We start from the raw sequence: 26,306 nt of genomic DNA on the forward strand, positions 1-26,306 counted from the left end.
TTCATTCAGTTGATTTACCTCAAGCTCTACCGCCTAAGGACTTGAGTTATATCAAGTCGATTCATCATTCTTAGACTTACGATTTTCTTACACACTAACAAAGAGGAATCAATATGTGTAAGAAAGTGCTCGCAGCCGCGTTAATGTCCGTCGGAATGTTGTCCGTCGCTAATGTTCAGGCACAAGCTGCCGATCCCGGACCGTTTATGGTACGCGCCCGCGCCGTGTATCTTGGATGGGAAAATGGACAAGGCGGTGGTTTGCCTTTAGGTGGTGACACCAAGGTGACGGCGCAGAATTTGTGGATTCCCGAGATTGATCTTACATACTTCTTTACCAAGAATATTGCGACCGAGTTGGTACTGACTTACCCTCAGGATATCAATGTCAATGTTGGAGGCAGCAAGGCGGGCACCATTTCCGCATTGCCACCGTCGCTGATGCTTCAATACCACTTTACCGATTTGGGTGCTTTCAAGCCCTATGTGGGAGTCGGTGTCAACTACACCTTGTTTTACAAGCGCGACAATATTCTGGGTGGTGCCGCCAGTGTCAGCAATTCCAGCGTTGGCGTTGTGGGTCAGCTTGGTTTTGATTACATGATAGATAAGAACTGGGGAGTCAACGTTGATCTGAAATACATTCAGATGGCGACAAACGTCTATGTTGGTGGAGACAAGGCAGGAACATTGAACTTGAATCCTCTATCTGTCGGACTTGGCGTCTCTTACAGGTTCTAATAGAACTGAAAAAGCCCGCCGAAAATTTCGAACGGGCTTTTTCACGTCGGGCGTCAATATAAGACTTATTAGACAGTATCAGACTTCATACGCAGATTCGCCGTGTGAAGTTATATCTAGACCCTCACGCTCTTGGTCTTCCGGCACACGCAGGCCAATCACCATATCGATAAGTTTGAAAAGAATGTAAGACACAATGCCTGACCAGACAACGGTGGTTAGCACGCCCTGACACTGCAACCAGACTTGATCGAGAATAGAGTATTCAGTAGCGGCTGCATTCGCGACATAGTCGAAAATACCTGAACCTCCTAGCGCTGGTGAAGCAAATACGCCGGTCAGGATTGCACCAAGTATGCCAGCGACGCCGTGAATGCCAAACACATCGAGCGAGTCGTCTGAACCGAGCATGCGCTTGAGGCTTGTGACCCCCCACAGGCCGCAGATGCCGGCTAACAAACCGATCGCTATGCTACCCATCGGACCGACAAAGCCGGCAGCAGGTGTAATTGCAACAAGACCCGCCACGCATCCTGATGCCGCACCCAGTCCAGAGGGTTTGTTTTTGCTCATCCATTCGACGAACGTCCAGCTTAGGACACCGGCAGCGGCAGCGATGAATGTGTTGACGAATGCCAGTGCAGCGGTTCCGTTTGCTTCAAGTGCCGAACCTGCATTGAAACCGAACCAGCCAAACCAGAGCAATGCGGCACCAGTCATGACGTGTACCAGATTGTGGGGTTTTAAGGGTTCTTTTCCGTATCCCAGACGCTTTCCGATGACAAACGATCCTACGAGTCCGGCTACGGCGGCATTAATATGAACGACTGTACCGCCTGCGAAGTCAAGCACACCTTTCTGGAATAGCCAGCCTGCCTTGGCGGTCATCGCAGCAAGTGAATCCGCATCTTTGACCTCATCCGGGCCAGGCCAAAACCAGACCATATGGGCAATTGGCAAGTAGCAGAAGGTGAACCAGAGCACCATGAAACATAATACGGCCGAGAACTTCGCGCGTTCTGCAAAGGCACCGACAATTAGACAGCATGTGATGGTTGCAAAGGCCGCCTGGAACATAACGAAAACATATTCCGGGATCACAACGCCCTTGCTGAATGTCGCCGCATGTGTGTCGGGCGTCATGCCCAAGAGAAACAGTCGATCGAATTTTCCTATAAATGCGCTACCTTCGGTAAATGCGAGACTGTATCCATAGGTCACCCATAAAATTGTGATGAGTGAAAAAATCACAATACATTGCATCATGACTGACAGAATGTTTTTACTGCGAGTGAGACCGCCATAAAAAAGAGACAGTCCCGGCAGCGTCATCAACAATACAAGCGCGGTTGATATCAACATCCAGGTAGTATCGCCTTTGTTGGGTTCGGGTGCTTGCGCAGCCATTGCGACGTTGCTGACGCAGATTGTCATCGCCATGAATAGCAAGGACAGGATTCGTTTAAGCAAAATAGACATGACTGATCCTTAATTAAATGGCGGAAGGGCCGGTTTCACCGGTCCGGATACGGATAACCTGTTCGAGATCTGAAACAAAAATTTTGCCGTCCCCGATTTTTCCCGTATGAGCGGCAGATTGAATTGCATCAACGGCTCGTTCGAGAATTTCATCGCTGACAGCAGTTTCGATTTTCAGTTTTGGCAGGAAGTCCACTACATACTCGGCACCTCGATAAAGTTCCGTGTGACCCTTTTGTCGACCGAAGCCTTTGACTTCCGTGACCGTAATTCCTGATACGCCCACATCTGAAAGTGCGGCGCGTACTTCATCGAGTTTGAAGTTTTTAATGATTGCGGTGATGAGCTTCATAATGGTTCTCGCGCAGTGATTAGAAAGTTTTAGTAAGCGAAATCAGGAAACCGTCGCGTCCCAGGTTTGTTCCTTTGGGATTGACGTATGCGTAGTTCTTCGCGTTCGTACCAACATAGGCCATTGAACCGGTCAAGCCATAGCCAAAATCCTTGGTGATCCCGAGCTTCCAGTCGGCATAAGAGAAGATCGAATTGTTCGAAGCGCTTGAGTCGACAAGGTTGCCGGCAACGTATTGATAGCCAGCGTGCGCATTGAGCGAAAGCCCCCAGACCCCGGTGTCGTAGTTAACCGTCAGATCCGTGTAGTTGGATCCTGAGCTGTTGGGCGTGCCGAAAATAGGTGTGACTGCGTAAGAAAACTTTAAATACCCTGTGATCGCATTGAATGTGAAGTTCTGGGCAAGATACAACTCAGTGGTATTCGGATTTTGAATAAAGCCCGTAGAACCCGACGTCGGGTAGTAATACTGCAATACACCGATATCGGCGATAAAACCTGTTGACCAGTCGTGCTTGTAGCCAGCATAAAAATCCATTTCGATCGGTGCGGAAGCGCTTTTAGCTCCAAGTGATGCCGCATCGGATATCCAGTTAATCGAAGAGTTCCAGTTGCCGATATAAAAACCGCTCGAATGGGCATAATCGAACCCGCCTTGAATCGCAGGCAGAAAGTTTGATTGTGAAATGCCGCGATACCGATAGTCGTTGGTGAGGGTGATATTCGCCGTGAGTGGTCCCGGCTCAGCTGTTGCATTCGAATTGGCAGGGGATTCCTCGGCGAAGACCGAAGTCAATGGCGATATGGCTGTTATGGACGTTCCTAAAAGGGATATCGCGAGTAGGGAGTGTCGTAATGATTTCATTTCTCATCCTTGATCGGTGGTTTCGCATGATGACTTCAAGCAAAATCCGTGCCAGTTTTGGCTCAAGGGATTTGGGTCGCGTGGTTCTGTTGTTTTAAGCGCGATAATTTTTTATTGCACATTTTTAGTGCATGCGCTGCACCTTCAGGGGGCGAATGAGATGTCGGAAAGATGGGATCAATTATGCAAAATCTGCGTCTTAAAGTAGCGCGTAGTAATCTATGGTTATATAAATAGATAAACAATGACACCCGCAGGGGTGTTTTTGCAGACCAAAGTGGGGATATTGAATGGTTCGGCGGCAGACTGGTAATTGGTATTTTGGTTGGAATATTGTGGCGGCAGCTTCGCTTTTGACGCTGATGACCGTTGGGATGCGCTTGGGGATCGGCCCCTTCTTTTTACCGATGCTGGAGGATTTGGGGTTTAGTAGAAGCCTTCTTTCGGGAATTATCGCGATCGGGATGCTTTGTTATGGCATCGGAATGCCGCTTGCGGGTTATCTGGTCGCAAAGTTCGGAACCAGATTCGTTTTGTTGCTTGGAACATTCATCGTTGCGGTTTCGGTGATATGGACAGTGAATGCAAGAACGCCGTTGAGCTTTTTCCTTGCTTTTGGCGTACTGATGTCGACTGGACTGGCATTTACGAGTCCTGTGGCAGTGACTCCGGTGATTAGTCGATGGTTCACGAGGCAGCGCGGGATGGCGCTTTTTTTTCTGTCTACTGGATCAATGGCGGGTATCGCTGTAGTGACACCGATTTTGACTTGGGCAATACAAGCCATCGGCTGGCAGGCCACAATGCTGTGGTTTGCCGCTTTGTTTGTGTTGATGACAGTGCCGGTTGCCATCTTTGTGATCAGGGAGAATGCGCCAGAGGGAACCGATTTATTACCTGATCAAAAGTCAGTTGCGGTATCCAAACCTTCAATTCCTTTGTCCACACTCTCATTTGCGGATGCGATCAGGACTGTTCCTTTCTGGAAAATTTGTCTGGGATTGTTTGCTTGTGGTTTCAGCATGAATTTACTGGGAACGCACGGTATGCCGATGCTAATGGATCATGGTTTCGATGCGACGACCAGCTCCGTCGGTATCGGACTGATCGGCGTGGTTGCCATTTTTGGGACGTTAGTATTGGGGCGAATTGCCGACAAGATTGAGCGTCGCAAAATTTTGGCTTTTATTTACTTTGTCCGTGGACTTGGTTTTTTCGCCTTGCTGATTGTCGGTACCCATTTTGAGCTCTATGGCGCGGCGGCGATCGGTGGACTGGTCTGGGCCGGGAGCATCGCGATGTCTTCCGCGATACTTGCTGACATTTACGGCATTAGACTGGTTGGTTTTCTTTATGGATGGGCTTATCTGGGACATCAGATCGGGGCGATGATCAGTTCATGGCTAGGCGGTTGGGGCTATGAGACTTTTGGTACCCATTGGATCGCATTCGGGCTTTCGGGTGGATTGCTGTTTATGGCGGCGGCAATTTCACTTACTTTGCCGCGCAAGGGAGTAACTTATTGCACCGCCATTTAATTCGGGGCGGTGCGTCATCTGCGGATATTTCAGCAGCAAGCTTTAGGTTGGTAAGCGTTGATCAGGTCGACTTTGGGTTGTGAGCGTCCTCCGTCGAACGTACTTTTCAACCAGCTGTCCACAATCGCTTTTGCCAACTCAGGACCGACTACGCGTGCGCCAATCGTAATGATCTGGGCATCGTTGCTTCGACTGGCTCGCTCGGCTGAATAAGTGTCGTGACACTGGGCCGCACGGATGCCCGGGACCTTGTTGGCCGAAATGGCCATGCCGATTCCGGTTCCGCACAAAAGTAATCCGCGTTCGAATTTTCCGGCTGCTACTTGTTCGGCCAAACCGAAAGCAACATTTGGATAGAGAACTGGCTTGGCATCATGAGTGCCGAAGTCGGTTACTTCGTGTCCGGCATCCTGAATGTGCTTTTTGAGTGTTTCTTTTAGATCATATGCTGCTTCGTCGCAGCCGATTGCGAGTTTCATGTTTTTGTTTCCTTGACAAATTAGTTCTTCATCGATGAGGTTGTCGAGAGGTGCTCAAGCAAACCTTGGGCCATGGCGTTCAGGATGAGAAAGCAGGACGTGGCGCCGGCGTCGAGAACGCCGATCGAACGTTCGCCCAGTCGAGCGGACCGGCCGATGCGTGCTTGCATGCTGAAAGTCGAATCTTTACCTTTTTCGGCTGCTCGGGACATGGCTTGCAGGGCATCTTCGAAAGTTGCATTCGCTTTAATCTGTTCGTTGTAGGCACTGAGTGCCGGCGCCAGAGTATCGATCAAGGTCTTATCGCCTACTGTGGCATGACCCATTTGTTGCACCCGCTTGACGGCTTGCGACAAGGCCTCTCCGAAGAGTGCGGCATCCATCTGTCTGTAGGGTGAAAGGACTTCGACGAATCCATTGAAAAAATTCCCGTACAGAGGTCCCATTGAGCCTCCGATGTCATCCATCAATGCTTCGGATAACTGTGTCAACGCAGATGGCAAGCGTAGCGCTTCGTTGCCCATCGCATCCAATCGTATTGCACAGCCGTTGAATCCTTTCGCCATGTTGATGCCATGATCCCCATCTCCAATCAGTCCGTCGATTTCACTCAGATACTGACGGTTGGCGACGATGGTCTTGATCATTTCCCGTACGATATTTCCGCAAGTGTTTAAATCAATCGTTGGGCCACTTAATTCGCGAAGGGTCTGTTTGTTTATTTTCTCGTCAGCGGTTGTTGTTGTTATTCTGGACTGCACCGTCTTGAATTCGACCTGAGGCAATTTAGCCCCGCCGATGGTGACGCCAACGCTTTGGCACGGATGATTCAGGCAGGCGAGAAGTTCATCGTCGAGCTTCATGAGCGACAAAGTCACGCCCATCATTTCCAAGGACGTAAAGAGATTGCCGACTAATTTGAAAGCGATATTGAAACCTTTGCTTTGCAAGCGCTGCGCGACTTCACCATAAAGGATGTATTGTTCCATCAAAGGCGTAGCGCCAAGTCCCGAAATCAGAACGGCGACACGATCTCCGCTGATGAAAGGCAGGTCCGGCAGCAGAGCGTCCAGCATTTGTTGCGCCATTTCGGAGGCGCTGACGGTTTTTTGCACATTGATGCCTGGCTCGCCGTGATGTCCGATACCGACTTCCATTGTGCCAATTTCGATCGAAAAATTCGCTTTGCCAACCGCCGGAATCACACAGGCGGACAGGCCGATACCGATGCTGCGCGTGGCATTGATTGCCTTCTGCGCAATGGCGATCACTTCATCCAAAGTGCCTCCGGCATCGGCTTTTGCTGCGCCGACTTTCCACATCAGGATTTCTCCCGCTACACCACGACGCTTGGCTTCATCACCCCTAGGGGCGGAGGGTACATCATCGTTGGCAACGACGGTTTTGACCGTTATGTTTTCACGGGCAGCCATTTCGATGGCCATTTTGACGTTCATATTGTCGCCGGCATAGTTGCCGTAAAGACAGGCTACTCCCGCACCTCCATCCGCTGCCCGCATGGCATCGAGAAAACTTTTTGCGGTTGGGGAGGAAAAAATTTCTCCGATTGCGACAGCATCCACCATGCCATCGCCGACATATCCTAAAAATGCGGGTTCATGACCGGATCCCCCTCCGGTGATTATTCCAACCTTGCCTTGCTGCGGGGAGGATTTGCGCTTAATGACTCGAGGATTGTCTGTGGGGCTTAACGAGTCCTGATGGGCTAACAACCACCCTTTCAACATATCTTCGACCACGAGGTCGGGATGATTGATGACGCGATTCATGGACATGGCTTCTCCGTGCCGGGATGGAATTATTGGCCAAGTTGCTGAGAAACAAATTGCATGGCGTATTTCAGGGCCGACTCGATCGTTTCAAGCGGAACACGCTCGGCAGACCGATTCGGTTTGGAATCGGATTTGCGGTGCAATCGCAACGGCATTTCAATCGAAAGCGACAAATTCGTGGGTTTAACTGCTTGCACAATCGCTGCGCAATCGGCAACACCAGCGTTTAAGGGTGAAAAGAAATAACCTTCGGGTCGGACTTGAACGTTTTTAATATGCGTGTGCAAGCAGTGCTGCATTGCGTCTAGTGCGTCTTGGGTCGGATCGACTGATGGACGATGTGAAATCGTGTTGCCTGCATCGTAGTTCAGGCCGACGCGCGGATGATTAATTTGAGCAAGAAGTTGCTCGGCATCTGCCGCTGTGTTGAGAAGATTGTCCGATCCATCGCCCGGATTTTCCAACCCGATCAGCATGTCCAGTTCGTCTGCATGAGCCGCCAGAACTGCGATGTTTTCATAAAATCGATTTTCAGTCGCACGTGCGGAAGCGTTGGTATTGATTACGCGAGCGCCGATGCGCCGAGCGAAATCCATTCTGCCCTTAAACACTTCAATTGCATCTTCCCGGCCGAGATCGATGTGCGAAGAGAAAGCAAAGCAGCTGATGCCGTGATCTTTCAACCATGTGGCGTATTGAGTGGCATTTTTTTCAGTGAAAGTGCTTTCATCGAACGGTTCCGTGTAGCCGACGATGAAAGCGGGTTCTACGTGAGTTGCACCGATTTTTTTCAGGCTTTCCAGCATGGCCGGAAAACTGTAACCGTCATAAGGTGCGCCGGAAATCGAAACAATACGCTCTCCAGCGTTATCTCTGATGGCGGACGAAAGAATGGGGTGCATAAAATGCCTTTAAAAATGCAGATCGAGATTTAGTGGATGAGCATTCCACCATTGCAGTCCAGCGTGATGCCGGTGCAGTATTTCGACAGATCGCTAGCCAGGAAAGTCACGCAGCCTGCGACATCGTCAGGCTCTCCAATGCGACCCAATGGAATACCATCGAGGATGGCTTGATGGCGGTCTGCAGGGATTTTTCCCTTGTTAATGTCGGTTGCAATCAGACCGGGGGTGACGCAATTCACGCGAACACCGTTGCCGCCATAATCACGCGCGATGGCGCGAGCCAAGCCTAGGATGCCACCTTTGGCTGCAGAGTAGTGTGGGCCGCCCAGAATGCCGCCACCACGTTGCGCGGAAACCGAAGAAATGCAGATAATTGATCCGCTACCCTGTTTGATCATGCCGGGCAATACAGCTTGCGATACAAGCAGCGTACCGCGCAGGTTGACATCAAGCACAGCGTCGTAATCTTCTTCGGTAATGTCTAGCGTTCTGCGAGGTTGGGTAATGCCGGCATTATTCAGCAGTACATCAATGCGTCCCGTTTTAGCGAGCGCTTCGGCTACGGCCTTTTCGACTGAGGCTTTTTTGGTGACATCGCCGACAACGCCTATGTGCTCTGGACCGAGGCGTGCGGCGGCCGCGGCAGGATCAGCCGCTTCCAGGTCCATGATGATGACTCGTGCGCCGTTCGCAGCCATCATGCGCGCACTGGCAAAACCAAGACCATTTAAACCAGCACCGCCGGTCACCAGGGCAACCTTGTTCTTTAACAGCATTTTGTCTGCTCCACTCTGTGATGAATAAGGGGCAGATTGTTGATTTTTTTAAAACGGCGTGCAATGCAGAAAAGCTCAACTCCCGTTGAATAATTTTCAATGACGGGGAAAATAAAACGGAACTAAGTGTTAACCCTGCCTGGCTTCGTTTTTCAGCCACTCAGTGAAGCGCACGACTCTAGGCCATTGGCTGTGTTGTTTGGGATAAACGATGTGATGCGCATGAACTGTAATAGGCTTGCGATCCGGAAAAACAGGAACAAGTTCCCCGCGCTTGATCGCCCCCTCGGCCATCTTACTGCTATCAAGGGCGATTCCCAGGCCTTGGACAGCGGCTTCAATCACCATGTAGGCCCGATCGAAACTCAATGCATAGCGACTTGGCGTGTTTGGAACCCCGTGGGCTGCGAACCATCGTGGCCATTGAACAATATTCACATCCGAAAATATCAGATCCTCTTTGAGCAGGTCTTCCGGAGTTTCTATTGAGAGATTGCTTTTCAGTGCGGGGCTGATCAGAGGGATGATTTCCTCCGGAAACAGGCTTTCGACATGAAGGCTTGGCCAATGGGCCAGACCATAACGGATATCGACATCGATTTCAGCTCGGGTGAAGTCCGATTCAAGGTGCGAGGATGAAAGTTGTACGCGAATGTCCGGGTGCAAAGCCCGAAAAGCCGATAATCGGGGCATCAGCCAGACCGAGGCAAAAGAGGGACTGGAGTGCAATCGAAGCACTTCGACAGTTTCAGCTGATCGCGCTTGTTGGGCTGCGTTGGCAATGACATCCAGCGCTCCGGAAATTTCGCGTTGGAAACGGGCTCCCGCGGGCGTCAGTCGTAGCCCCGAGTGTGATCTTTCGAACAATGTACAACCGACAAAGGTCTCAAGATTCGTAATCTGATGGCTGACTGCAGATACCGTCAGATTCAATTCTTCGGCCGCTTTGCTAATGCTGCCTAGTCTGGCAACGACCTCCAGGGCAAGGATACTTTTAAAAGGTGGCAGACGCATGGGTAAACCCGAATAATAATTTTTTTCAAATAAAGTTGAACCATACCGCCTTGTCGACTTCACTGCATCTCACAATAATGCTGGAAATTCAAAAAATCAATTGGAGACGGGCAGAGGGTTTTTCCTGTGTCTAAGAATTGATCGTCTTCCTGATTTATCTCACTCTAAAACAGATATTTATTCCAACCTATGACTGAATTGATTGAATCGCTCAAGGCGCGCGCTTATCGCATCCGTCGCTTTGCCTTAAGGATGGGTGAAGTGCAAGGGCAGGGCTATATCGGTCAAGCGCTTGGCATGGCTGATATTCTGGCCGTTGCATATGGCCACGCCATGCGATTCGAGCCCAAGGATCCGCATTGGGAAGGGCGTGACCGCTTTCTTTTGTCGCATGGTCACTATGCCATCGCCCATTATGCCGCCTTAATCGAGGCCGGCATTATCGACGAAGAGGAGTTGGAGACTTATGGCTGCGATGATAGCCGTCTCCCGATGTCAGGCATGGCGACCTATACCCCCGGGATGGAGATTTCCGGCGGATCGCTTGGACAAGGGTTGAGTATCGGAGTGGGGATGGCGTTGGGTTTGCGTCAGAAGCGTAATCCGGCGTTCATTTACAACTCCATGTCCGACGGCGAGCTTGATGAAGGTTCGACTTGGGAGGCAGCCATGTCTGCTGCCCATCATAATTTGTCGAACCTGATCGTGCTGGTTGATATCAATAATCAGCAAGCGGATGGAAATTCGAACCAGATACTGCGTTTCGAACCGATTGCAGACAAATGGCTGGCTTTTGGTTGGCATGTTCAGCGCGTGGATGGCAACGATATCAAGGCGGTACTGAATGCTTTTGACGAGGCTAGGCAAACCAAGGTGAATCAGCCTCGCGTGATTTTGTTCGATACCTTGATGGGTAAGGGCGTTCCTTTTCTGGAGCAGCGGGAAAAGAATCACTTTATTAGAGTGGATGCAGGCGAATGGCAAAGTGCCATTTCGATTCTGGATGCCGCAAATCAGGGAGTTTCGAAATGAGCGCAGATCAAAAAACTGTCAAACCACGTTTGACCACTTCTGCGATGATTGCGTCCATTGCCAGTGAAGGTCAGCGCGTGCGCGCAGCGCCTTTTGGCAAAGCGCTTGTGGAGTATGCCGCAGATCGCCCTGAAGTCGTCGGAATGACCGCTGATCTTGCGAAATACACCGACTTGCATCTGTTCGCCCAAGCGTATCCCGATCGGTTCTTCCAGATGGGAATGGCAGAGCAATTGTTGATGGGGGCTGCAGGGGGAATGGCCAAGGAAGGGTTCATTCCGTTTGCCACGACGTATGCGGTGTTCGCATCTCGACGCGCATATGATTTTGTTCATCAAGTGATCGCGGAAGAGAATTTGAACGTCAAGTTGGCTTGCGCGTTGCCCGGACTGACTTCCGGTTATGGACCGAGTCACCAGGCGACAGAAGATATCGCGATGATGCGCGGCATCCCCAATTTGACGATCATCGATCCATGCGATGCATTGGATGTCGAGCAAATGGTACCCGCGGCGATCGAACACAAAGGCCCGGTCTATATGCGTTTGCTCAGAGGCCAAGTGCCTCTGGTTCTGGATGAATACGACTATAAGTTCGAGATTGGTCGCGCCAAGATGCTGCGTGACGGAAAGGATGTGTTGATTATTTCCAGCGGCATCATGACGATGCGAGCGCTGGAAGTCGCCAATGAAATGGCCGGAGGCGCCGCCGAAGTGGCTGTCTTGCATGTCCCGACAATCAAGCCACTGGATACGGACACAATTTTGCGCGAGGCGTCTCGCTCCGGACGGATGGTCATTGTTGCCGAAAATCATTCGGTAATCGGTGGGCTTGGCGAGGCAGTCGCCGGGGCGCTCATGCGTGCGCGCATCAGCCCTGAGTTTCATCAAATCGGATTGCCTGATCGCTTTTTGGATGCGGGCGCATTACCAACCTTGCATGATCGTTACGGAATTTCGACTGCATCGATCGTCACTTTCATCAAGAGCAAGCTTTGATGCGCGTGTTTTATGTGCATCGTAGGTTCTAGTTTTCAAACAAACTGGATTATTTATTTCAACCGAGGAGACAAAGAATGAAATCCTTCAGCAAATCCGTTGCCCTGACGTCATTGGTTCTAGCAGCATGGGGTGCGCAAGCGCAAACCAAACTGACGTTGGGCCACAATGCCGCCGTCGGCAATCCTAAACACGAAGCCTCGGTGAAGTTTGCCGAACTGGTCAATCAGAAAAGCAACGGCAAATATGTCGTTCAGGTCGCGCCGGCCGCTCAGCTTGGCGACGATGTGCCGATCCTGACTTCGTTGCGTAACGGTAGCGTGGATTTTGCCGCGAACTCGCAAGGCTCTATATCGACCGTTGTTCCCGAATATGCCGCTTTTGGCATGCCGTTCCTGTTCCCGAATTTGCCCACCGCATGGAAGGTTCTCGATGGCCCGGTTGGAGCCGAACTGGCGAAAGCCACCGAAGGCAAAGGCATGGTTGTTCTGGGATATTGGGATAATGGCATCCGTCATATCTCTAACAATACCCGGCCGATCAATGCTCCTGCCGACTTGAAAGGATTGAAAATCCGCACACCGCCCGATGCCGTGACGATCGACATCATCAAGGCGCTTGGTGGCGAGCCTGAGCAGATCAAGTTTTCTGAACTGTATGTCGCTTTGCAGCAGGGTGTCGTAAATGGACAGGAAAATCCGTTGATGAACATTTGGTCGTCAAAGTTGTACGAAGTCCAGAAAAACATTTCGATGACTGCGCACAAATACGAGATGACTCCTTTTGTCATGTCGAAGCGGACTTACGACAAAATGTCGGAAGCTGATCGCAAGATGATTCGCGAAGCGGCAGCGGAGGCGACCAAGTACAACCGTCAACTGTCATTGGAGTCGGATAACAAGCTGGAGGGTGAATTGAAAGCCAAGGGTGTGGCGATCAATCGTCCGGACCTCGCTCCGTTCAATGCCGCGACCGCTTCGGTCACCGACAAGTGGATCGCAGGCCCTCAAGGCAAGTTTGTCAAGCAAGTGGTTGACGCTGCCAAGCAGGCGCGCGGTAATTAATTCAGCCAGGATTTCACCCTATGAACGTATTGCTTAAAACTTGCGATGTCATCGATACAGTCATCCAAAAAATCTGTCGGATCGTTTTGTATGCGACGACTGTTGTGCTTTTTCTGGTGCTGACGATCAACGTGTTTTTGCGTTACTTGCTTGGAAATAGCTTGAGTTCGGCGGGTGAAATCCCTGAATTGATATTCCCCTGGCTGGTGATGGCGGGAGTGGTGCTGGCTGCTCAGCATGGCTCGCACATCGCCATTTCATGGTTCGTCGACAAATTAACCGATTCGATGCGCAAAGTAGTTGCCGTTTTGAATTGCGCAATTTTGGTCGCAGCGTATAGCGCGTTGGCGTGGGGCACATATACGCTTATGCCAATTGTCAGCGACGAAAGAACACAGGTTTTGAAAGTGCCTTCTTCCGTCACTTATTCATGCATGCTGATTGCATTTGTCTTTCTTGTTGTCACATCGCTTACCCAGATGGCGAGGTTGTTCGTTTCAAAAGCACCTGCGCCTCCTGCGATGAATATTTCTGAAGCGGTTTGAGACTAAAGGATAAATCGTGCTATCAACTATTACTTTTGTCGCATTCCTCGCGCTTGCCTTGCTGGGCCTACCGATTGCGCACGCACTGATCGTCGGCGCCGAGCTTGGTTTGCTTCCTTCGGATCGTCTTGGAGTTGAATTCATCGTCACGCAGCTGGTGACGCAGACCCAGAGCTTTCCTCTGATCGCGATTCCATTTTTCATGTTGACTGGCTCACTGATGGTCGGCGGAAAGCTTGGGCAGCACTTGATCGATTTGTTGACCACGCTGATGGGAAGGTTTCATGGCGGTCCTGCTCAGGTTGGCGTACTTTCGTCGACGATTTTCGGTGGCGTTTCCGGCTCCGCAGTTGCGGATGCTTCGGCAATTGGTTCTTTGTTGATTCCATGGTTAAAAAAGCTAGGGTATCCCTCGGCATTTTCCGCCGGTACATTAGCAGCAGCCGCGACGATCGATATTTTGATTCCGCCCTCGATTCCGATGATTATCTATTCTCTGGTTTCGAACGCATCGATCGGCGCCTTGTTCGTTGCCGGTATTTTGCCGGGTATCATCATGTGCGTAGGCTTCATGCTGGTTTGCTATATCCAAGGCCGACGTCGCAATTTTCCAAGAGATAACACCCCTTTCAATTGGAAAAGTTTCAATGCACAACTCTTTTATTCCATGCCAGCGTTGGCATTGCCGATTCTGATCATCATCTTTTTGCGATTTGGCATTGCGACGCCGACTGAAGTCAGCGTGATGTCCACCTTGTACGCCCTGATCGTTTCGTTGACGATCTACCGCGATTTGACGCTTGCCCGCCTTAAGCATTCCATTATCGATGCCGGCTTGGCCACATCGGTTGTGATGCTGATTATTATGGCTTCAAGTGTTATTGGCTGGATTCTTACATTCGAGCAATTACCCGCGACTTTTGTCGAATTTGCCCAGAACTCGCTCGGTCATCCCTGGATGATTATTCTTGCAATGAACGTGATTATGCTTGCGGTTGGCATGTTCATTGATTTGCCCGCCGCCGTGCTGTTGTTGACGCCGATGTTTGTTCCGTTGGCAGATGCGATTGGCATGGACACGGTTCAACTCGGGATTATGATGATCATCAACCTTTCGATTGGCCTGTATCATCCTCCTGTGGGGACCACACTATTCATCACCAGCTCTATTGCCAAGGTGAAGATGGGCAAGGTTGTCATCGAACTGATTCCTTTTTATTTCGTCGCCATTGGTATTCTGATGCTGTTTAGCTTCGTACCGGCGATGACTTTGCGAATGTAGAGAGCTGAAATGCAAAATGTATCGGGCACTGCCAAGACTTCTGTCGGATTGATCGGCTTAGGCGCCATGGGGCGCGGAATTGCACAAAACCTATTAGCCAAAGGATTTGCGGTTGTCGGTCGTGACGTCAACCCCGATGCTTTGAAATGGCTCGAATCCGTCGGTGGGAGTTCAGGTCAGCAAGCGCGTGAGATGGCTGATATGTGCCAAGTCATCGTCAGCTTCGTTGTCAACGATAAGCAGACGGAGGAAGTTCTCTTTGGCGAAAATGGTTTGGCTGCGGTCATGCGGCCTGATTCGGTTTTCATTGCCTGTAGCACATTGCCCCCCCAGTATGTGAAAGAGCTTGGCGCACGCTTGGCTGAGAAGAAGATTCATTTGATCGACTCCCCGGTGACTGGCGGAAAAGTTGGTGCCGAAAAAGGCACGCTTACAGTGATGGTTGCAGGTGAAGAGGCGATTTTCGAACGCGTCAAACCCGTGTTGTCCACATTCGGTGCGAGATTGTTCTTTCTTGGCACCGAGCATGGAAAAGGCAGCCAGATGAAGGTAATCAATCAGTTGCTGTGTGGTGTACACATTGCTGCTGCGGCTGAAGCGCTTGCGATGGCACGGGAAAATGGTCTTCCCATGGAAACTACCTTGGAAATCCTCAAAAGCGGCGCTGCATCTTCCTGGATGCTAGGTGATCGCGGCCCGCGCATGGTGACCGAGAAATATGATGATGTTTTATCCGCTGTCGATATTTTCGTTAAGGATCTGGGATTGGTTCTGGACGCAGCGCGTCAAAGCACTTTTGCGGCCCCGATGGCTCATGCCGCTTTCCTGCAGTTTATAGAGGCAAGCGGACATGGAATGGGGCGATTGGATGATGCCGCAGTCATCAACAATTACAAAAAATAACTATTTCGAATAAATAAAAAGCGTCCGAATACCTTGGACGAACTTGGGAATCATGCAGCCTAGCCGTGTATTCAACAACATCAACAGACTTGTTCAAGGACGAGGCTGCATCGCAACGCTATCAGATGAGGTCGCCCGACTAAGAGGTCGTCGGGTGATGATCGTCACCGATACAGGTTTGGTCAAGACAGGCATCCCCGATGCCGTGGCCGCTTCGATTGTAGGTTGCGAGGTGTTTGTCTATTCGGATGTCGAATCGGATCCAAGCGTCGAAAGTGTAGATGCTTGTGCTCGTGTCGTTGTCGAGAAAAAAATTGATCTCTTGATTGGCTTGGGAGGTGGAAGTCCGATCGATACTGCCAAATGCGCATCGATCATCGCAACCAATGGCGGCAAAACGGAAGATTATCTTGGAATTGAAAAAGTCCCGTTGCCTGGATTGCCCAAGATATTTATCCCGACCACTGCGGGAACCGGAAGCGAGGTGACGAATGTCGCCGTGCTGAGCCTGAAGTCCCTGAAAACCAAAAAGGGGATCGTCAGTCGTTTTTTAATGGCTGATACGGCGATGCTTGACCCTGAATTGACGGTCGGGTTGCCCGGATTCATCACTGCTGCCACCGGAATGGATGCGTTGACTCACGCGATCGAGGCGTATGTTTCAAAATTTGCCCAGCCCTTGACTGATTATTTTGCTATTGAGGCAATCAAGCTGATCTCGCGTCACTTGCGTACGGCAGTTCATCAAGGGTCGGATATTGATGCGCGCGAGCATGTACTGACCGGAAGTCTCTATGCGGGACTTGCTTTTGGTAGCGCAGCTACAGGCATGGTGCATGGATTAGCGATGCCGATGGGTGGGTTATATGGCATTGCGCATGGCATCGCAAATGCCGTGTTATTACCGCATGTCATGCGATTCAATATGATCGCTTCGTTAGAGCGATTTGCGCAGATTGCTCGAGCCATGGGTGAGCCGGTCGACGGATTGAGTTTGCGTGATGCCGCTGAGGCAGCGGTTCGCGCTGTCGAGTCGTTATCTGCAGACATCGGGATTCCACGTTATGTGGATGAGCTTGGCGTGCCACGTGAGGGAATCGAGTTAATGGCGCGTGATGGCATGACTAACACCAGACAGGTATTGCCGAACCCAAGGGAGGTGACGATTGAAGGCTTGCTTGGAATATTGGAGCAAGCATTTTCACCTGTAAATGAGCCAAAATAAAAAACATCAGATGTTGTGCTCTGTCTTTTGAAGCGGAAAACCACCTTTCAAAGGTGGTTTTTCATATTGTGGGATCCAAAAATAAAGTCGACCTTAAAAGATCCTGAAATTTTCGTGTAATCTGATGGTCATACAAATCTTTCAAAAAAGATCCGTTTTCAAGCGGACATGTGTTTTCATTATTTTCCCGGTCTAGGAGACAACTATGATGCGACGCATCAACCCCGTCCATGCCATTGGCGCACTGATACTGGCTTTCACTAACTCTCTTGCGTTTGCACAGTCGACAAATTATCCAGATAAGCCGGTGACCCTTGTTGTGGGATATGCCCCCGGTGGTGCAACGGATCGAGTGGCAAGATTGATGGCCAAGGTTTTGACCGAGCAGACCAAGCAGACATTCATCGTCGAAAATAAACCCGGTGCTAACAGCAACATCGCGGCAGAACAGGTGGCACGATCAAAACCGGACGGTTATACGCTGATGGTCGGCTCTATTGCCAATACGATCAACCGATCGCTTTATACCAAGCTGAACTACGACCTGCTTAAAGATTTCACCATGGTCGGTATGCTGGCTTCTGTGCCCAATGTTTTGGTGGTTAACCCGAATGTCCCGGCCAAAACGGTGTCCGAATATATCGCTTTTGCAAAAGCGAATCCGGGCAAACTTAGTTGTGCATCCTCGGGAAGCGGATCTTCCGTTCATTTGTCATGCGAGCTGTTCAAAATGGAAACCGGAACGGATATTTTGCATGTTCCCTACAAAGGAAGCGGACCTGCGGTCACTGATCTGGTGGGAGGACAGGTTGATTCGATGTTTGATAATTTCCCTGCATCGGTCAATCAAATTCGCAGCGGTAAGTTGCGCGCGCTTGGTGTGACCAATGCAGTACGGCTGCCTTTTGCGCCCGAGTTGCCAACACTTGCCGAGTTAGGCTTGACTGGTTTTTCTGTGAACTCCTGGTTTGCGATCATGGCCCCGTCCGGTACGCCCGCAGATGTTGTCGCAAAGATCAACGCGTTAGTTAATCAGGCTTTGGCCACCAAGGAAATCAAGGAGGCTTACTTCGATGCGGGTTATATCGAACCGGAAAAGCCCAATACACCGGCTTCTTTTAATGCATTCGTGTTGAGTGAAGTCGAACGTTGGGCCAAAGTCGTTAAAAAGGCCAATATCAAGGTGGATTAATCCACTGTCGCAATAGCATTTCGAACAATTCAAGAAGGTTTTCAGGTGTATCCAATCGATTTCTTTTTTCGGGCTGCAAAGCTGTATCCGGACAATATCGCCTTGCAAAGCTCCGGGTTGACTTTGACATATCGGCAACTTTCAAGCCATGTCAATGCATTCGCCGCGGCGATGCAAGCTGTCGATCCGGAGCCACAATCTCGCGTGGCAATCTGCGCAGCGAATTCGGTACAGCATGCCGCTGCCATATTGGCGGTGCTGGCTGCAGGTAAGGTGTGGGTGCCATTGAATGCTCGCAGCACGCAGTCCGAGATTGCCAGGATTCTGGATACGATTGAACCGACAATCGTCATCACGGATGCGAAAGGTTCGGAATTGGTTGGTTCTTGCTCCGCAACTTGGCTTCGTTTGGATCAGGCAGGGGATGATAGGGATTTGCATGTCGACCAGTTGTTAACCAGATACGCAGGCCAATTACCTGCCGCTAATGAAGCTGGGGAAGAGGGCGTTCAGGCAATCAAATTTACCGGCGGTACCACTGGTTTACCCAAGGGTGTGATGCAACCCTACCGTGCATGGACGGCGGGAATTATCAATCAGGTCAGTGGTTGGCAAATTACTTCGGATGATTGTTTCGTGGTCACTGCGCCTGTGACGCACGGGACTTCCACTTATATTTTGCCCTTATTGGCCGAAGGGGCCAAGTTGCTGTTTCTCGATAAAACGGATCCGGCTTCAGTCATAAGAGCATTTCGCGAGGAAGGAGGCACAATGAGTTTTATGCCTCCAACCCTGATTTACATGGTGATGGCAGAACCGGGCGTTTCGCCTGCAGATTTTCCGAAATTACGAAATCTGATTTATGGTGGCGCGCCCATGCCAACCGAAAAGGTCGATCAACTGCGGGCTTTTTTCGGCGATGTGGTTGGTACAACATATGGTCAAACAGAAGCTCCGCAAATTGTCACAATGATGCGCCCGAGTGGATTCAAAGACCCTCGCAACAGCGGGTCGGTCGGTCGCTGTACCTGGCTTTCGGATGTCGGAATTATGTCCCCGGATGGTCGGCTGCTACCGGATGGAAGTCTTGGCGAGGTGGTGGTGCGCGGCCATTTGGTCATGAAAGGCTATTGGCGTCTGCCTGAAAAGACCGCAGAGACTATTGTCGATGGTTGGCTGCATACGGGGGATGTCGGACTGATCGATGACCGAGGGTATCTATTTTTGAAAGATCGGATTCGTGATGTGATCATTACGGGCGGATTCAATATTTATCCGACGGATGTTGAAAACGTATTGTCCCAACACCCAGCTGTTTATGAGTGCGCCGTCTTTGGTGTGCCCGATGAAAAATGGGGCGAGGCCGTTCATGCCGCTGTGCAATTGCAGGTTGGCGTGGTATGTGACGAAGACTCTCTCAAGGCTCACATCAAGCAACTATTGGGCTCTGTGCACACGCCAAAGAAAATTCATTTTCTGGATCAACTTCCGCGGTCCTCGGTCGGCAAGGTGCTTAAGACCGCGATTAGAGAAGCGATTAGTAAATCATGAGCGATAAAGTAATGAACCACCCCTATGTTTTGGTAACCGGAGGCAGCCGTGGAATCGGAAGGGCCATCGTTAAGCGCTGTCTGGACGACGGTTACCGGGTAATCAATCTGGATAAAATCGCTCCGGCAGCGTTGTTGGAGGGTGAAGCGCTTTATCAGGTCGATCTGATGGATGCAGAGGCTACCCGGGCGATACTGAGAAAAATCACTGGCGAAGTGAACGTGACCCGCGCCGTGAATAACGCCGGATTTATTCGGCAAGCGGCGCTTGAGGATGCAACCGTTGCCGATTTCGAAGCAGTGTGTGCTTTGAATTTGCGTGCGCCCTTGCTCGTGATGCAGGCATTATTGCCCTTGATGAAGCAAGCCGGCTTCGGTCGAATCGTGAATATTTCCAGCCGTGCCGCTCTTGGCAAGGAAGACCGAACGGTTTATTCGGCCACCAAAGCCGGATTGCTTGGCATGACCAGAACTTGGGCTTTAGAGACTGCCAGCCATGGCGTGACAGTCAATGCTGTTGGTCCTGGTCCGATTGCGACCGAATTGTTTACTTCGGGTAATCCGCCAGACGCACCAAAGACGAAAAGAATTGTCGAAGCGATTCCCGTCAAACGCATGGGGCAACCCGAAGATATTGCCCATGCCGTAGCCTCTTTACTGGATGATCGGGCCGGGTTCATCACCGGACAGGTTTTGTATGTATGCGGCGGCATGACTGTCGGCCTTGGAAACGTAGCATGAGCGATTTTGATTTTTCAGTGCCTGTCAAAAAAGATGAAAGGCTCGCAGGGCAAGTCGCTTTGATTCTGGGAGCCGGTTCTAGCGCACCGGGGATGAGTATCGGAAAGGCAAGTTGTATCGCCATGGCCCAGTCCGGTGCTAAGGTTGCCGCTCTGGACTTGCATATGTCAGCCGCGCAGGAAAGTGTCGACGAAGTCAGAAAGCTTGGTGGTCAGGCCATAGCTTATGAGGCGGATATCTCGAACTTTGAGGCCATGCAAAAAGCCGTGAATGCAGTTGTTGCCGATTTTGGCCGAATTGATATTCTGCAAATCAATGCCGGTGTAGGTAAGGTGGGCGGACCTGAAGAGACTTCACTTGAGGATTGGGAGCGTGTTCAAAAGATCAACGTTGAAAGTATTCTGATCGCCTCAAAATTGATTCTGCCTTTAATGGTCAAACAAGGCGGTGGAAGCGTAATCGGCGTGTCGTCTGTTGCCGGGATGCGCTATCTTGGTTTTCCACATCTGGCCTATAACGTCACCAAAGCAGCTGTGATTCAATTCATTCGGATGCTGGCGCAACAATACGCTTGTCAAGGCATTCGCGCCAACACCATCGTGCCCGGCCTGATCGATACGCCCCGCGTGCGGCGCTTGGCCAGTTCAACGGCAAGCGAAGATGTTGAAAAGTTGCGGCAAGCGCGAGACAAACAAGTGCCGATGGGCAGAATGGGTACACCTTGGGAAATCGCGACTGTGGCGACTTTTCTGGCTTCTTCCGATGCTTCTTACATCAATGGAACCGAAATTGTTGTGGATGGCGGCTTGATCGGAAAGTATTCATGACCAAGCCACACTTCCCGATCAATACCAGCGCGTAAAAGAATCCACGTCCACTCTGGTACTTTTATATTTGTTCAGATCTGCATCGTGGTCAGGGTATCCAAGCGACATCCCGACGACAAGTTGCAAATTATCCGGAATATTCAGGGCAGATCTAACAGCGTCCGGATAATTGGCGAGCGATGCTTGCAAGCAGGTACCAAGCCCAAGTCCGTGCGCGGCCAGTGTTAGGCCGTGAATAAAAATTCCCATGTCCATCGTTGACCATGGACCGAGGGATTTGTCCATAAAAATAAACATCGCACAGGGTGCATCGAAAAATTTAAAGTTCTGCAAGCGTAATTCGTTGCGTCGCGCTGTGTCATCGCGCCCAACTCCAAGTGCTTCGAATCTTTTTGCACCATGCACCTTGGTGCGACTATCTATTGCCTCGGGCCATGATTTCGGTGCCGGCACATCTGCATTGCTTTTTGCGCCGCTGGCGGCCAGGTCGTAAAGAATTTTAGAAAGCTCATCGCGCTTAGCCCCGGTGACGACCGCGACCTCCCATGGCTGGGAGTTCGTATATGAAGGGCTTCGGCTAGCCGCATGCAAAATTTTCTTTATTGTTTCTTTTGATACCGGCGTGGGCTTGAATCCGCGAATACTTGTGCGTGTTTCCAGACCTTCGATTAATTTCATGGTGCCTCCAGCTTGATGTTATCGGATCAATACTTAACGATTAAAAAGATTTGAATCAATTTCCTGCGGTCAGGATCCAGCCGTCCGGATTTTGGATCGTCCGTCCTTCGTGCTTTAGTTTGAGCAAGTGGGCAAGCAACGATCGCATCGCCATAGCATGACGCTGCGGGGGGGTGTCCTGGTAGACCATTGCGACAAGTTGCTCGATGCTTTGCGGCTGGTTTGAGCCCTTTAGTGCCGAAATAACTTTGTTTTCGCGATCCAGTCGATGAATTAACAACCTTTCTATCGCTTCAACCGGCTTGCCGATCAAAAAACCATGACCAGGAGCCAAGTACTCCATCGATTCATTCGCGATCATTTTCAGCGACTCGAGATATACCTGCATATCGCCGTCTGGGGGGTTGATCACTACCGTCGAGCCTTGCATGATGTGGTCGCCGGTAAACATGATTTTTTCGATTTCGTGCAAGTAGCAGAAATGATTCGATGCGTGACCCGGAGTATGTATTGCGCGTAGATGGGTCCCTGCGATTTGAAGTACCTCGCGATGTCTGGGTGTAAGGTCCGGCACAAATTCCTGATCTTGGCCTGCATGCATCGGCGCGGACATACCGATCAATTGCGCACCGGTCATTGACTTCAGGATTTTGGCGGCAGGAGAATGGTCTCGATGGGTATGTGTGCAGAGTATCCATTTGATCGGACCTTCGGCCAGTTGAAGAATCGCCTCTATATGCTCGTCCAGAGCCGGACCGGGGTCGATCACTGCAATGCCTGACTTTGAGTTCCCGATCAAATATGTATTTGTCCCCGGTCCAGTCATCATGCCCGGATTCGGAGCAGTCAGTCGCCATATGTCAGTGGCCAGTTTGACGGGATGCCCAGGCTCAATATCAGATTTGGCGGTACCCTTGTCATCCGGGTCGAGTTTGGCAACTTCGGCAAAAGCATAGTCGCTTGGAATCAATAATCGAATCGATCCGTCCTTTGCTACTGACGATCTTGGTGCCATCAGAGGTATTTGCGGTTTGGATCTGGCATAAGCCAATAGATCCTGCACGCGGTGAAAGTGCGTCATGCTTTCAAGTGTTTTGATGGTTGGGAACATCAGGTCCAGTTCGCCCCTCTTATGAAGATCCAGTGCTTCAGAGGGTCTTACCCATAAGTGGGCAACTGTTTCAGAGTTGTCGTGCATGGCAATCTGCCCAGAAGGCGCTTGCGCGACAAAAAAACGCGTATCGTAGCGACGTGGTCGTCCGGGTTGGGTTACCCAATGACTGTAATAAATCAATTGATCAGCCGCGACCTTTAGGTTTTCAACCTGCAACATCTGCACAAAGCTTAATTCGTTTTCGGCTAACGCGGCCCTATGCATTGCGAGTCGGTCGGTTTTGGACTCTGTATGCTCGAAAGAGTGAAGGCCGGAAGCATAGCCCAGAAAAAGGCCGGCTTCTTCGAAGCATTCCCTTACCGCCGCCACCCAATAAGATAGGCCACCTTTTTCAATGCCGAGTTGCCTGCTTGCCAGAGTGTCATCAAGCCCATGGCATAGCGCATGCATCTCTTCGCTGTGATCCGACTCATCCACGCTTCCGCCCGGAAACACGTGCATGCCTTTGGCGAAAGCGACATTGGTCGTGCGCTTCATCATAAAGACTTCAAGTCCATTTTCGGTATCACGCGCGAGAATGACGGTTGCCGCCGGTTTAGGAGTTTGATGCGAGTTTTGCAAGGCGATCTCTATATGCTGAAAAATGGTCTCGAATGAATGGATTAAAAAAAAAGCTGCGCAATATTTGATTGCGCAGCTTTATTATCGGGCATACAAGGATCAGGCAGAACCCCAGGGCTTGATCGCCTCTTTCAGAAGCTTGTAGCCATCGATATAGCGAGGACGCTTGTCACCGTAGATCTTGTCGAAGATCGCCAGTTGCGCATCCAGCCAGTCGTGCAATTTCTTGTTGTCCGGGTTGGCCGCCTTGTAAGCTTCGTTGATCAGAACGAAGTGAATGCGTGGATCATATGGTTGCTTTTCGCCGCCAACGGTTTCATCGCCATCCAGCAGACGCAGCAACATCGCATCGGCCGAACCGAGAGTTTGTTCGTAAATAGGAGCGCCATGTACACGGTACATGACACTGGTCATGTCTTTGCCGTTGGTCATGGTGAAGCCCATTTCGGTCCAGAGCTTTTTCATGTCGACCTTGGCGCCAACCTTGTCCAGAACGATCTGGCCCCAGTCGCGCAAGACATCGGGGGCATCAGCCATCAAGTCTGTCAGGCGGTCGCCATCCAGGTCGGTTGCGTAAACGATGCACTTGCGCTGGCGGATCATGTCGTGCAACAACAGACCGAAGTTTGTGTCCGAAATGTGTTCGTAGATATCACCACCCCAGTTTTCCATGCCGGCTTTGAAGTCCTTAGGCAAGAGGGCAACGATGGCGTCTACGCTGGCACGATGCTCTTCGTATGCATCGACAGTGTATTTGCGCTTGAGAGTGAATTTTGTGCCCTGAAGCAACCAGCGCATGATGCCGGCATTAATCGCATCTTCCTGAGCCTGGGTTGGTTTGGTGGCGACACGTCCGATCTGGCCGGTTTCGTGAACCATTTTCAGGAACAGGCGTGCGGCATAAGCCATGCGTACGCCCGGTGTGTTCATTTCGGAATGGATGATACCGGTTTCGGCATCAACCTTGAATTTCTTCTTGTCCTGCGAGTATGGCAAACCGGGCATGAAACGAATGCTGGTGATGCCGCCATAGGGACGGACGTTACAGTAAACACCAGCAGCAGTGCGCAGCGGTGCGTTGGCGGACTTGCCGTTTACGACTACTTTTTTGCCACCTTCGTTGACCATGAAGTCACCGGCTGTCGACCACTTCAGTGCCGTGTAGTCAAGCTTGCCGAACCATTCCAGCGAGGCCAACTTGGTGTCATGGCGAAACTGAGCCATCATCGGGACGCCCAGGAAAGGCAGACCCAGCACGTCAAGTGCCATCAATGTGCCGTTCAGTGCGAACATATCGGTGAACGCGTGAGCAACCGGCTTTACATCACCAGTGGCGTTGCCGCCTTCCCAGATGATTGCGTCGGGGCTACCTGCAGGTTTAACTGCTGAGCGTTTGTAAATACTGTCGAGCAGCTTGAAGAGATCGCCGTTTTGTTCTTCTTGGGCGATTTTCAGCAAATCAAGTTGTTGTGCCATGAACGAAAAGCCTCGGTTGGTTTGATGTAAAACGATTTCAAACTTTGATTATCGCACTACTACGATGTAAATATTGCTTAGCTTAAAATATATTTGATATTAATCGTCTGTGAGTTTGACGAGCTGCTTGCCGAAGTTTTCCCCCTTGAGCAGACCGACGAGCGCGGCTGGAGCGTTTTCCAGTCCGTGCACAATAGATTCGCGAAATTTTAATTTGCCGCTGAGCACTAGTTCGGACAGTTTGGTTCGAATATCAGCCCAATGATCCATGCGATCGGAAACAATAAATCCTTGCAGCTTGATACGATTGACCAGAATTGAGCGCAATGTTTTGTGGGCATGCGGTGGTTTGTTGAATTCGGACACCATTCCGCACAAAGCGATACGGGAAAACGGATTCATCAGGGTGAGCAGTTGCTCGAAAATCGGGCCCCCAACGTTTTCGAACAGGCAATCGATTCCACGGGGAAGCTCAGCGTTGAGATCCTGGACAAAAGTAGGCGAGCGGTGATCGACGCAGGCATCAAATCCCAGTTCGTTGACAACGTAGGCGCATTTTGCCGATCCGCCTGCAATGCCTACAACCCGACAGCCCAACGCTTTTGCCAGTTGCCCCACAACCGACCCAACGGCTCCGGAGGCTGCGTCGACCACAACGGTTTCTCCGGGTTTGGGTTCGCAGATTTCCATCAAGCCTCGCCAAGCAGTGATACCCGGCATGCCCAATACGCCAAGATAGGCAGTGGAACTGATTTTGCTTGTGTCGATTTTGGTTATCGCTGATGGGTTGGTCGCAGTGTAAAGTTGCCATCCGTTAGCCGCCAAAACAATGTCTCCAACTTTGAATTGGCTTGAGTTCGAGAGTATGACTTCACCGACTGTTCCGCCGACCATGAGTTGTCCGGGATTGACGCCCTGGGCATAGGATTTTGCGTCGGAAATGCGGCTGCGCATATACGGATCAAGTGAAAGCCAGAGATTTTTGATCAAGACTTGATCCGGGCCGGGCGTTGGAATGGGGGACTCGATCAATTTGAAATTGTCCGGGGATACCCAGCCGGACGGGCGACTTGCAAGAATGATTTGGCGATTGGATGTCGAGGTCATAATATTGGTT

At 50.8% G+C, this 26,306-nt stretch carries 25 protein-coding genes; 13 read left to right on the top strand and 12 right to left on the bottom strand.

Annotated elements, in window-relative coordinates; translation table 11 throughout:
• The first annotated feature begins 113 nt into the window (after nt 1-113).
• Nucleotides 114-740, top strand: coding sequence for an OmpW/AlkL family protein (locus tag G3I67_RS13835; protein ID WP_163656130.1), 627 nt, complete (start codon nt 114-116; stop codon nt 738-740).
• A 78-nt stretch (nt 741-818) separates the two neighbouring features.
• On the opposite strand, the gene G3I67_RS13840 is transcribed toward G3I67_RS13835, so the two are convergent.
• From G3I67_RS13840 to G3I67_RS13850, 3 genes are read right to left on the bottom strand one after another with little or no spacing between them, the layout of a single operon-like run.
• A complete protein-coding gene (locus G3I67_RS13840) occupies nt 819-2,180 on the bottom strand; it encodes an ammonium transporter (protein ID WP_235931948.1) in 1,362 nt (453 codons plus the stop codon).
• Nucleotides 2,181-2,232: 52 nt separating this feature from the next.
• Nucleotides 2,233-2,571, bottom strand: a complete 339-nt coding sequence (locus G3I67_RS13845; RefSeq protein ID WP_163656132.1) for a P-II family nitrogen regulator — start codon at nt 2,569-2,571, stop codon at nt 2,233-2,235.
• A 19-nt stretch (nt 2,572-2,590) separates the two neighbouring features.
• A complete protein-coding gene (locus G3I67_RS13850) occupies nt 2,591-3,436 on the bottom strand; it encodes a TorF family putative porin (RefSeq protein ID WP_163656133.1) in 846 nt (281 codons plus the stop codon).
• 290 nt (nt 3,437-3,726) lie between these two features.
• On the opposite strand from G3I67_RS13850, the gene G3I67_RS13855 reads away from it, so the two are divergent.
• Nucleotides 3,727-4,974 (top strand): MFS transporter, encoded by a 1,248-nt coding sequence (locus G3I67_RS13855; protein ID WP_163656134.1) that lies wholly within the window; start codon nt 3,727-3,729, stop codon nt 4,972-4,974.
• 29 nt (nt 4,975-5,003) lie between these two features.
• Here the strand turns inward: G3I67_RS13855 and rpiB are convergent, their stop codons facing one another.
• From rpiB to G3I67_RS13880, 5 genes are all read right to left on the bottom strand, one after another.
• The gene (rpiB, locus tag G3I67_RS13860; RefSeq protein WP_163656135.1) at nt 5,004-5,453 is read right to left on the bottom strand and encodes a ribose 5-phosphate isomerase B; all 450 of its coding nucleotides are present in this window, start codon (nt 5,451-5,453) and stop codon (nt 5,004-5,006) included.
• Nucleotides 5,454-5,473: 20 nt separating this feature from the next.
• Nucleotides 5,474-7,249 carry a dihydroxyacetone kinase subunit DhaL gene (gene dhaL / locus G3I67_RS13865; protein WP_163656136.1) on the bottom strand — a complete coding sequence of 592 codons (1,776 nt, stop codon included), beginning with the start codon at nt 7,247-7,249 and terminating at the stop codon, nt 5,474-5,476.
• 23 nt (nt 7,250-7,272) lie between these two features.
• Nucleotides 7,273-8,148, bottom strand: coding sequence for a sugar phosphate isomerase/epimerase family protein (locus G3I67_RS13870; protein WP_163656137.1), 876 nt, complete (start codon nt 8,146-8,148; stop codon nt 7,273-7,275).
• A gap of 29 nt (nt 8,149-8,177) precedes the next feature.
• A complete protein-coding gene (locus G3I67_RS13875) occupies nt 8,178-8,927 on the bottom strand; it encodes an SDR family NAD(P)-dependent oxidoreductase (RefSeq protein ID WP_163656138.1) in 750 nt (249 codons plus the stop codon).
• A 129-nt stretch (nt 8,928-9,056) separates the two neighbouring features.
• Nucleotides 9,057-9,941, bottom strand: coding sequence for a LysR substrate-binding domain-containing protein (locus G3I67_RS13880; RefSeq protein WP_163656139.1), 885 nt, complete (start codon nt 9,939-9,941; stop codon nt 9,057-9,059).
• A gap of 189 nt (nt 9,942-10,130) precedes the next feature.
• Here G3I67_RS13880 and G3I67_RS13885 point away from each other — a divergent pair, with 189 nt between their 5' ends.
• From G3I67_RS13885 to G3I67_RS13935, 11 genes are all read left to right on the top strand, one after another.
• A complete protein-coding gene (locus G3I67_RS13885) occupies nt 10,131-10,973 on the top strand; it encodes a transketolase (RefSeq protein ID WP_163656140.1) in 843 nt (280 codons plus the stop codon).
• Nucleotides 10,970-11,971 carry a transketolase family protein gene (locus G3I67_RS13890; protein ID WP_163656141.1) on the top strand — a complete coding sequence of 334 codons (1,002 nt, stop codon included), beginning with the start codon at nt 10,970-10,972 and terminating at the stop codon, nt 11,969-11,971. Before G3I67_RS13885 ends, G3I67_RS13890 begins: the two co-directional genes overlap by 4 nt.
• A 77-nt stretch (nt 11,972-12,048) precedes the next feature.
• Nucleotides 12,049-13,035: a TRAP transporter substrate-binding protein gene (locus G3I67_RS13895; protein WP_163656142.1), complete on the top strand. Its 987-nt coding sequence runs from the start codon at nt 12,049-12,051 to the stop codon at nt 13,033-13,035.
• Nucleotides 13,036-13,055: 20 nt separating this feature from the next.
• Nucleotides 13,056-13,580, top strand: a complete 525-nt coding sequence (locus G3I67_RS13900; RefSeq protein ID WP_163656143.1) for a TRAP transporter small permease — start codon at nt 13,056-13,058, stop codon at nt 13,578-13,580.
• 16 nt (nt 13,581-13,596) lie between these two features.
• Nucleotides 13,597-14,862, top strand: a complete 1,266-nt coding sequence (locus G3I67_RS13905; RefSeq protein ID WP_311197131.1) for a TRAP transporter large permease — start codon at nt 13,597-13,599, stop codon at nt 14,860-14,862.
• Nucleotides 14,863-14,871: 9 nt separating this feature from the next.
• A complete protein-coding gene (locus G3I67_RS13910) occupies nt 14,872-15,765 on the top strand; it encodes an NAD(P)-dependent oxidoreductase (RefSeq protein ID WP_163656144.1) in 894 nt (297 codons plus the stop codon).
• 52 nt (nt 15,766-15,817) lie between these two features.
• On the top strand, nt 15,818-16,990 hold the full coding sequence (locus G3I67_RS13915) for an iron-containing alcohol dehydrogenase (RefSeq protein ID WP_163656145.1): 1,173 nt from the start codon (nt 15,818-15,820) through the stop codon (nt 16,988-16,990).
• A gap of 208 nt (nt 16,991-17,198) precedes the next feature.
• A complete protein-coding gene (locus G3I67_RS13920; RefSeq protein WP_163656197.1) occupies nt 17,199-18,182 on the top strand; it encodes a Bug family tripartite tricarboxylate transporter substrate binding protein in 984 nt (327 codons plus the stop codon).
• Nucleotides 18,183-18,227: 45 nt separating this feature from the next.
• A complete protein-coding gene (locus tag G3I67_RS13925) occupies nt 18,228-19,733 on the top strand; it encodes a class I adenylate-forming enzyme family protein (protein ID WP_163656146.1) in 1,506 nt (501 codons plus the stop codon).
• Between the two features lie 11 nt (nt 19,734-19,744).
• The gene (locus tag G3I67_RS13930) at nt 19,745-20,473 is read left to right on the top strand and encodes an SDR family oxidoreductase (protein WP_163656198.1); all 729 of its coding nucleotides are present in this window, start codon (nt 19,745-19,747) and stop codon (nt 20,471-20,473) included.
• Entirely contained in the window at nt 20,470-21,300 is an 831-nt protein-coding gene (locus tag G3I67_RS13935; protein ID WP_235931942.1) for an SDR family NAD(P)-dependent oxidoreductase, read from the top strand. The genes G3I67_RS13930 and G3I67_RS13935 overlap by 4 nt, the downstream gene beginning before the upstream one ends.
• Before the next feature lie 18 nt (nt 21,301-21,318).
• On the opposite strand, the gene G3I67_RS13940 is transcribed toward G3I67_RS13935, so the two are convergent.
• The 4 genes from G3I67_RS13940 to G3I67_RS13955 all read right to left on the bottom strand — a co-directional run bounded on the left by G3I67_RS13940 (nt 21,319) and on the right by G3I67_RS13955 (nt 26,296).
• Nucleotides 21,319-21,978, bottom strand: a complete 660-nt coding sequence (locus G3I67_RS13940; protein ID WP_163656148.1) for a nitroreductase — start codon at nt 21,976-21,978, stop codon at nt 21,319-21,321.
• 55 nt (nt 21,979-22,033) lie between these two features.
• Nucleotides 22,034-23,713 carry an MBL fold metallo-hydrolase gene (locus G3I67_RS13945; protein ID WP_163656149.1) on the bottom strand — a complete coding sequence of 560 codons (1,680 nt, stop codon included), beginning with the start codon at nt 23,711-23,713 and terminating at the stop codon, nt 22,034-22,036.
• Nucleotides 23,714-23,812: 99 nt separating this feature from the next.
• Complete coding sequence (locus G3I67_RS13950; protein ID WP_163656150.1) at nt 23,813-25,189, bottom strand: hypothetical protein; 1,377 nt, start codon at nt 25,187-25,189, stop codon at nt 23,813-23,815.
• A 99-nt stretch (nt 25,190-25,288) separates the two neighbouring features.
• Entirely contained in the window at nt 25,289-26,296 is a 1,008-nt protein-coding gene (locus G3I67_RS13955) for an NADP-dependent oxidoreductase (RefSeq protein ID WP_163656151.1), read from the bottom strand.
• Nucleotides 26,297-26,306: the final 10 nt, after the last annotated feature.

This window comes from Sheuella amnicola (genome assembly GCF_010499255.1).
Taxonomy (GTDB): Bacteria; Pseudomonadota; Gammaproteobacteria; order Burkholderiales; family Burkholderiaceae_B; genus Zwartia; species Zwartia amnicola.

Bases quoted from the DNA above. Each gene is read 5' to 3' on its own strand.
- G3I67_RS13835 (WP_163656130.1), top strand. From the start codon at position 114: ATGTGTAAGAAAGTGCTCGCAGCCGCGTTAATGTCCGTCGGAATGTTG.
- G3I67_RS13840 (WP_235931948.1), bottom strand. From the start codon at position 2,180: ATGGCGATGACAATCTGCGTCAGCAACGTCGCAATGGCTGCGCAAGCA.
- G3I67_RS13845 (WP_163656132.1), bottom strand. From the start codon at position 2,571: ATGAAGCTCATCACCGCAATCATTAAAAACTTCAAACTCGATGAAGTA.
- G3I67_RS13850 (WP_163656133.1), bottom strand. From the start codon at position 3,436: ATGAAATCATTACGACACTCCCTACTCGCGATATCCCTTTTAGGAACG.
- G3I67_RS13855 (WP_163656134.1), top strand. From the start codon at position 3,727: ATGGTTCGGCGGCAGACTGGTAATTGGTATTTTGGTTGGAATATTGTG.
- rpiB (WP_163656135.1), bottom strand. From the start codon at position 5,453: ATGAAACTCGCAATCGGCTGCGACGAAGCAGCATATGATCTAAAAGAA.
- dhaL (WP_163656136.1), bottom strand. From the start codon at position 7,249: ATGTCCATGAATCGCGTCATCAATCATCCCGACCTCGTGGTCGAAGAT.
- G3I67_RS13870 (WP_163656137.1), bottom strand. From the start codon at position 8,148: ATGCACCCCATTCTTTCGTCCGCCATCAGAGATAACGCTGGAGAGCGT.
- G3I67_RS13875 (WP_163656138.1), bottom strand. From the start codon at position 8,927: ATGCTGTTAAAGAACAAGGTTGCCCTGGTGACCGGCGGTGCTGGTTTA.
- G3I67_RS13880 (WP_163656139.1), bottom strand. From the start codon at position 9,941: ATGCGTCTGCCACCTTTTAAAAGTATCCTTGCCCTGGAGGTCGTTGCC.
- G3I67_RS13885 (WP_163656140.1), top strand. From the start codon at position 10,131: ATGACTGAATTGATTGAATCGCTCAAGGCGCGCGCTTATCGCATCCGT.
- G3I67_RS13890 (WP_163656141.1), top strand. From the start codon at position 10,970: ATGAGCGCAGATCAAAAAACTGTCAAACCACGTTTGACCACTTCTGCG.
- G3I67_RS13895 (WP_163656142.1), top strand. From the start codon at position 12,049: ATGAAATCCTTCAGCAAATCCGTTGCCCTGACGTCATTGGTTCTAGCA.
- G3I67_RS13900 (WP_163656143.1), top strand. From the start codon at position 13,056: ATGAACGTATTGCTTAAAACTTGCGATGTCATCGATACAGTCATCCAA.
- G3I67_RS13910 (WP_163656144.1), top strand. From the start codon at position 14,872: ATGCAAAATGTATCGGGCACTGCCAAGACTTCTGTCGGATTGATCGGC.
- G3I67_RS13915 (WP_163656145.1), top strand. From the start codon at position 15,818: ATGCAGCCTAGCCGTGTATTCAACAACATCAACAGACTTGTTCAAGGA.
- G3I67_RS13920 (WP_163656197.1), top strand. From the start codon at position 17,199: ATGCGACGCATCAACCCCGTCCATGCCATTGGCGCACTGATACTGGCT.
- G3I67_RS13930 (WP_163656198.1), top strand. From the start codon at position 19,745: ATGAACCACCCCTATGTTTTGGTAACCGGAGGCAGCCGTGGAATCGGA.
- G3I67_RS13935 (WP_235931942.1), top strand. From the start codon at position 20,470: ATGAGCGATTTTGATTTTTCAGTGCCTGTCAAAAAAGATGAAAGGCTC.
- G3I67_RS13940 (WP_163656148.1), bottom strand. From the start codon at position 21,978: ATGAAATTAATCGAAGGTCTGGAAACACGCACAAGTATTCGCGGATTC.
- G3I67_RS13950 (WP_163656150.1), bottom strand. From the start codon at position 25,189: ATGGCACAACAACTTGATTTGCTGAAAATCGCCCAAGAAGAACAAAAC.
- G3I67_RS13955 (WP_163656151.1), bottom strand. From the start codon at position 26,296: ATGACCTCGACATCCAATCGCCAAATCATTCTTGCAAGTCGCCCGTCC.